This window comes from Streptomyces calidiresistens, from assembly GCF_014141525.1.
In the GTDB taxonomy this organism is placed as follows: domain Bacteria; phylum Actinomycetota; class Actinomycetes; order Streptomycetales; family Streptomycetaceae; genus Streptomyces; species Streptomyces calidiresistens.
Window position 1 is genome coordinate 1 of sequence record NZ_VKHS01000224.1, and the last position, 6,935, is coordinate 6,935.

The 6,935-nt window shown below is 72.5% G+C and carries 3 protein-coding genes and 1 pseudogene; 1 reads left to right on the forward strand and 3 read right to left on the reverse strand.

Annotated elements, in window-relative coordinates; genetic code table 11:
- Together FOE67_RS11600 and FOE67_RS11605 are read right to left on the reverse strand one after the other, a co-directional pair.
- Nucleotides 1–402, reverse strand: a pseudogene (locus FOE67_RS11600) (hypothetical protein); the annotation flags it as partial.
- A 157-nt stretch (nt 403–559) separates the two neighbouring features.
- Complete coding sequence (locus FOE67_RS11605; RefSeq protein WP_182663285.1) at nt 560–2,875, reverse strand: ATP-binding cassette domain-containing protein; 2,316 nt, start codon at nt 2,873–2,875, stop codon at nt 560–562.
- 678 nt (nt 2,876–3,553) lie between these two features.
- On the opposite strand from FOE67_RS11605, the gene FOE67_RS11610 reads away from it, so the two are divergent.
- Complete coding sequence (locus FOE67_RS11610) at nt 3,554–4,849, forward strand: PP2C family protein-serine/threonine phosphatase (protein ID WP_228473784.1); 1,296 nt, start codon at nt 3,554–3,556, stop codon at nt 4,847–4,849.
- A 773-nt stretch (nt 4,850–5,622) separates the two neighbouring features.
- Here FOE67_RS11610 and FOE67_RS11615 read toward each other — a convergent pair.
- Nucleotides 5,623–6,678, reverse strand: a complete 1,056-nt coding sequence (locus FOE67_RS11615) for a flavin-containing monooxygenase (RefSeq protein WP_182663287.1) — start codon at nt 6,676–6,678, stop codon at nt 5,623–5,625.
- Nucleotides 6,679–6,935 lie beyond the last annotated feature (257 nt).

Here is a 6,935-nt window from a genome sequence, read left to right on the forward strand (position 1 = left end):
TTCCCCGACGGGGGCGATGGGGGCGGCGGGTTCGGCCTCCGGCATCGCCTCCACCACCGGCTCGCGCTCCGCCACCGGGGCGGGGTCGACCGGCTCCGGCGCGGGCTCCGCCACCGGAGTGGTCGCCGGCTCCGACTCGGCGACCGGTTCGGCCGCCGCCGGCTCCGGCGTGTCCCGCCTCGGCTCGGGTACCGTCACCGGCTCCGCCGCGACGGCCGTCGAACCGGCGTCCTCCGCCGGCTCGACGGCGGTCGCCGTGGCGGTGCCGCTCCCGGTCCCGCTCGGTTCGGCGGACGACCCGGCACCCGTACCGGTCGTCGTCTCCGCCCGGTTCTCGGCCGCCGCTGCCTCGGCCGCCGCGGCCTTCGCCGCCCGCCGCCTGCGGAAGAAACCGAACACCATGGCCCCCTCACTTTCTGCCGGGGACGCGCTGCGCTCCTCCGGCCCTCGGGCGGGTGTGCGATCGCCGCCCCCGGAATGGATGCGGGCCAGTCTTCCCCACCGTTTCCCGCCGGGGCAATCCGCGTCCCCATTCGTTACCCGGGGACCCCCGTCCGGCTCAGTGCGTTCCCGCCCCCACGTACTCGCGCAGGTGACGGGCGGTGTGTCCCCCGCCCTCGGCGATCAACTCCGCCGGGGTGCCGGTGAACACGATCTCGCCACCGTCGTGGCCGCCCTCCGGCCCGAGGTCGATGATCCGGTCGGCGTGCGCCATCACGGCCAGGTGGTGCTCGATCACCACCACCGTGTTGCCGTCGTCGACCAGGCGGTCCAACAGCCCCAACAGCCGGTCCACGTCGGCCGGATGGAGTCCGGTGGTGGGCTCGTCCAGCACGTAGAGCGCGGACTTCTCGGCCATGTGCACGGCCAGCTTCACGCGCTGCCGCTCGCCGCCGGAGAGGGTGTTGAGCGGCTGCCCCAGCCGCAGGTATCCCAGGCCCACGTCCACCAGGCGGTCCAGGATCACCCGTGCCTGGCCCTTGTCGAAGAACTCCCGCGCCTCGGCGATGGACATCTCCAACACCTCGGCGATGTTCTTCCCGCGCAGGGTGTGCGCCAGCACCTCCGGCGTGAACCGCTTGCCCTCGCACCGCTCGCACACCGTCGCGACCCCGGCCGTCATCGCGAGGTCGGTCCAGATCAGACCGATGCCCTTGCACTGCGGGCAGGCGCCCTCGGAGTTCGCGCTGAACAACGCCGCCCGTACCCCGTTGGCCTTGGCGAAGGCGGTACGGATGGGGTTCAGCAGACCGGTGTAGGTGGCGGGGTTGCTGCGCCGCGAGCCCTTGATGGGGGACTGGTCGGCGACCACGACCCCGTCCTGCTTCGCCAGGTAGCCGTGGATCAGGGAGCTCTTCCCCGACCCCGCGACGCCGGTGACCACGGTCAGCACGCCCAGCGGCACGTCCACCGAGACGTTCTTCAGGTTGTGCAGGTCGGCGCCGGTGATGGAGACCCGACCCAGCGGTTCGCGGACCCGCTCGCGCAGCGGCGCCCGGTGGTCCAGGTGCCGACCGGTGAGGGTCTCCGAGGCGCGCAGCCCCGCCACGTCCCCGGTGTACCGGACCTCGCCGCCGTCGGTGCCGGCGCCGGGACCGAGATCGACCACGTGGTCGGCGATCCTGATCACCTCGGGCTTGTGCTCGACCACCAGCACGGTGTTGCCCTTGTCCCGCAGGCGCAACAGCAGGTCGTTCATCCGGCGGATGTCGTGCGGGTGCAGCCCGGCGGTCGGTTCGTCGAAGACGTAGGTGACATCCGTCAGACTGGACCCCAGATGGCGGACCATCTTCACCCGTTGGGCCTCACCCCCCGACAGACTCGCCGAGGTGCGGTCCAGGCTGAGGTACCCCAGGCCGATCTCCACCAGCGACTCCAACACCTGCCGCAGCCCGGCGATCAGCGGGGCCACCGAGGGTTCCTCGACGGACCGGATGAACTCGGCGAGGTCGGTGATCTGCATCGCCGAGCACTGCGCGATGTTCACGCCCCGGATGGTGGAGGACAGGGCGGCGGCGTTGAGCCGGGCGCCGTCGCAGTCGGGACAGGTGGTGAAGACCACGGCCCGGTCCACGAAGGCCCGTATGTGGGACTGCATCGACTCCCGGTCCTTGGACAGGTAGGACCGCTGGATCCGGGTGATCAACCCCTCGTAGGTCATGGAGTTGGAGCCGACCTTCACCTTGACCGCCGGCTTGTGCAGGAACGCCTCCCACTCCTCGGGGGTGAAGTCCTTCACCGGCTTCGCCGGATCGAAGAACCCCGACGCCACCATGATCTGCCAGTACCAGGAGTCCACCGCGAAGCCGGGGACGGTGATGGCGCCGTCGTTGACGGACAGTTCGCGGTCGACGATCTCGTCCACGGCGACGGTGGAGACCCGGCCCAGGCCCTCGCACCCCGGGCACATGCCCTCGGGGAGGTTGAAGCTGAAGGCGCCGGACGTTCCCACGTAGGGGGTGCCGAGCCGGCTGAAGACGATCCGCAGCATGGCGTGGGCATCGGTGACGGTGCCGACGGTGGAGCGGGAGTTGGTGCCCATCCGCTCCTGGTCCACCACGATCGCGGCGCTGAGGTTGCGCAGCTCGTCCACGTCCGGACGGGACGGGGTGGACATGAAGGACTGCAGGAAGGCCGTGTAGGTCTCGTTGATCAGGCGCTGCGACTCGGCGGCGATGGTCCCGAAGACCAGGGACGACTTGCCGGATCCGGAGACGCCGGTGAAGACGGTCAACCGGCGCTTGGGGATGTCGAGCGAGACGTCGCGGAGGTTGTTCTCCCGGGCGCCTCGCACCCGGATCACGTCGTGGCTGTCGGCGGGATGCGGCGCGGCGGCGTCGGAAGCCGGGGCGGACTCGTGCGGTGCGGCGGACATGCCTGTCTCCTCGGAGCCGGGTCGGGGAAGGAGACGGACCCTACCCCCCGCCACCGACACTTCGCGGACGTTTTTCCGCGGGAAGGGGGTGACCTCGGGTTTCCCGTCCCCCCCCGGCGGTCCGTCGGTTCCGGGGCACGTGGTTCACCGGCCCCGGGGAACATCGGTACAGCGGTTGACGCCGAGCGTTTGATCCCGGTCACCCGGCACAGTGATCGAGTGCCGCGTTGGGATTCCCTCGAAGATCGTTGATCACGGGGGAGGGACACCCCTCCGGACAGCCGGGAGCAATCTCGGTGACGGAAGGCCGGGACGGGAGACAGCCGGGTTCCTGTCGCGCCGACACGGCAGGGACCCGGCACGCGCGCTCCACGGAGGGACGGGGGAGCACGAGGCTTGACCGTGCACACCCTGCGGCACGGGGCCGGTCCGAACGCGCCGGGCGGAGAAAGGCCGCAGCGGCAGCGGAAGCGTCACCGGTCCTGCCGTATTGCGGCAACATGTGGGCTGGTTCCGGGTGTGTCCTGTCCTCACCGGACGCGCGCCGGGGGCGGGGCCGTGCGGTGTGTGCTCCCGGCGGGGTGACGGCGTGGTGCGTAGCGTGACGCTGAGGGACGAGAGCGAGAGGGTGCTGTGAACGCCGACGAGAAACCGGCCGGCGCACCGGGACAGGGGCACCTGCCCGGGCTCGGGCCGAAGCCGGACGAGCAGTTGGAGGGGATCGCGCAGCAGTTGCGGGAGCTGGCCCGGGCGAAGGACCGGTTGCAGGGGTTGCTGTCGGCGGTGGTGGCGATCGGCGGTGACCTGGATCTGCCGACGGTGCTGCACCGGATCGTCACCACCGCCATGGACCTGGCCGGGGCGCGTTACGGTGCGCTCGGTGTCCTCGCCCCTTCCGGGGATCACCTGGAGCGGTTCATCACCGCCGGTCTCACCGACGAGGAACGCGCCGCGCTCGCGGGGATCGACTTCCCGCACGGCCGGGGCGTCCTGGGGCATCTGATCCACCATCCCGAGCCGCTGCGTGTGGAGGACATCCCCTCGCATCCGGCCTCGGTCGGTTTCCCGCCCGGCCATCCGCCCATGCGTACGCTGCTGGGCGTGGCGATCACCGTTCGCGGTGAGATCTACGGAGACCTCTACCTCTCCGAGCGCAGGGACGGCCAACCGTTCGACGAGGACGACGAGGCCATCGTGCGCGCTCTGGCGGGAGCCGCCGGGATCGCCATCGAGAACGCCCGCCTGTTCGGTTACATGCGCGACAGTGCCGCACAGTTCCAGCGGCTGCTGCTGCCCACCCTGCCCGACCTGACGCCGTTCTCCGGCGCCGCGGTCTACCGCCCCGCGGCCGAGCCGGCCGGCGTCGGCGGCGACTGGTACGACGCCGTCGTCCTGCCCGACCGGGCCTGCGCGGCCGTCATCGGCGATGTCGTCGGCCACGACCTGCACGCGGCCGCCGCCATGGCCCAGGCCCGCAACATGCTCCGCGCCCTGCTCTACGACCGTCGGACCCCGCCCAGTTCGGTGCTGACCCAGCTCGATCGCACCGTCCACGCCATCACCGACCTGCCGGTGACCACCGCGTGCCTGGTCAGGATCGAGCCCACCGCTGATGGGTGGACGCTCCACTGGAGCACCGCCGGCCACCTGCCACCCCTGATCCTCGCCCCCGACGGGTCCGCCCGGTACCTGCACGGGGAGCCCGGCGTCCCCCTCGGCGTCGACCCCGACATCCACCGCCCCGACCACACGCACGAGCTGCCGCCGGGCGCCATCGTGTTGTTGTTCTCCGACGGCCTCGTCGAACATCCCGCCCACCCCATCGACGATCGCCTGAACGCCCTCGCCGACCTCGCCGCAACCCACGCCGCCCAACCACTGGACGCCCTGGTACACGCCCTCGCCGACCACCACCCCGGCGACGGCCACGACGACATCGCCATCCTCGCCATCCGCATCCCCGACGAAGAGTGAACGTCCCACCCGACCAACCCGAGCCGCCCCGCGCGAAGGTCGGGCACGGCATCCCGGGGAACAAGATCTTCGGTGAGGAGATCGGCACCCGGATGCGGGTTCGCCCGAAGTTCGAGGAGGCGCCGAGGACGGCGCGGGAGGTCGGGGCGCACTCCCCGCACCGGCGTCTCATCCTCACCGTGTACGGGATGAAGCGGCTCGGTCGCGACACCGCCGGACCCACCGCGCTCGCCGGGCCCCTACCCGGCATCCACGACCCCACCGGCCCGGGGAGGCCGCTGTTCGCATTCTTCGTGGCGATGGCGGGGACCGAGCGGGAGAACATCGGCGAGTCGACCCCGGAAGGGCTCGACACCGCGGTACCCAAGGGGGAGCACGGCGGCCGGCGCTCCGGTCATCACCGACGACGTGCTCCACATCGTGCTCCGGCGCCGTCGGGGCGGCGAGTCCGTCGAGCAGCCCCGGTCCGACCCGGTCATCCCCACCGGCAAACGCACGGGCCGGAACCCCTCGGCGGCGAGCATCCATCGGGCACTCGCCGAACACGCCGAGCGCGAGGCGCACCCCGACCCCGTCGAGCAGGGCCGCGCCGACTTCGCCGCCCCGAAGGCCGGCGGGCCCCCGGCCCGTGTGCGGCAGCGGAGCCGGAGCCCACCCGGTAACCACCCGGTACCTCACGACCGTGATCGACCTCGGAGCCGACGGTTGTACCGATGCTCCCGGGGCCGGAACGGCTTGGTGCCAACCCCTGCACCGATGTTCCCCGAGGCTGTTCACCCCCGCCGCAGGAACCGCTCCAGCGCCCGGGCGACGTGACGGGCGTCGCGTCCCACGCCCCGCAGGGTGTTGGAGGCCAGGCTCCGCTGCCACTCCAACCCCAGATGGGCCAGGCCCGGCCGGACGGTGGACAGGCCGCCCCGGTGCCGGGGGACGCCCCGGCGGTCGAGGACCCCCAGCGGGGCGAGGTAACCGAGGTCGGGACGGTATCCGGTGGCGAGGAGGACGGTGTCCACCTCCTCGACCACGCCGTCCGGCCAGGTGACCCGGTTCCCCTCCACGGCGGTGAACACCGGCCGTGTCCGCACCCCGCCGGCCCGCAGCGCCGCCCGGTACCGTCCGTCGTCGATCACGGGCTGCCGGGGCGGGGTGCGCAGCAGTGGACCGACGGGAGCGGTGTCCAGGCCGGTGACGCCCAGCCAGTGGTGGAGGTCCCGGCCCAGGGGGCGCTGCGGCGTCCAGCGGATGCGTCCCCGGCCGGCGAGGGTGACCCGGGCGACGCCGGCGAGTTCGGCCGCGATCTGCACGGCCGAGTTGCCGAGGCCGAGGACGACCACGCGCCGCCCCGCGAAGGGGGTGGGCTCCCGGTACTCCGCCGCGTGCAGGAGGGTGCCGGTGAAGGGGCCGGGGCCGGGCAGGGCGGGTCGGTGGGGGTTGCCGAACGAACCGGAGGCCGTGACGACGGCCCGGGCCGCCCACCGTTCGCCGTCGGCGGTGGTCACCTCGAAACCGTCGGAGCGGGGGCGGATCTCCCGCACCCGGGTGCGGAGGCGCAGGGGCGCGTCCAGGAGTTCGGCGCCGCGCAGCAGGTGGGCGACGACCTCGTCCCGCCCCGGGTACCGGTCGGGGTCCCCGTCGAAGGGCAGCTCGGCCGGGGCGCTGTACCGGGCGGGGGAGAAGAGGGTGAGGCCGTCGTAGTAGTGCGGCCACGAGCCCGCCGGCCGGTCGGATGCCTCCAGCACCACCGGCGCGAGCCCCCGGGCGCGCAGGGCCCGGGCCGCCGCCTGCCCGGACTGTCCGCCGCCCACCACGACGACCTCGACCCGTTCCACGAGCCCTCCCTGATTAGATATCCATCTATCTTGATGCTGATCAAATCAGATGCCATGATGATCCACAAGACATAGACGGATATCGATAAGCCCTGCGGAGCGCGGCCGGGAAACGGGACGCACCCGATGTCGCGCCGGGGCGGGACGGACGGACCCCGTGACCGCATCGCATTCCGGGAAGCCCTCCCCGGGCGCCCCGCTCGAACCGGCCGGCGGCGCGGTCGTCCCGACGGCACCCGCCGGCGGACCCCCCGCCC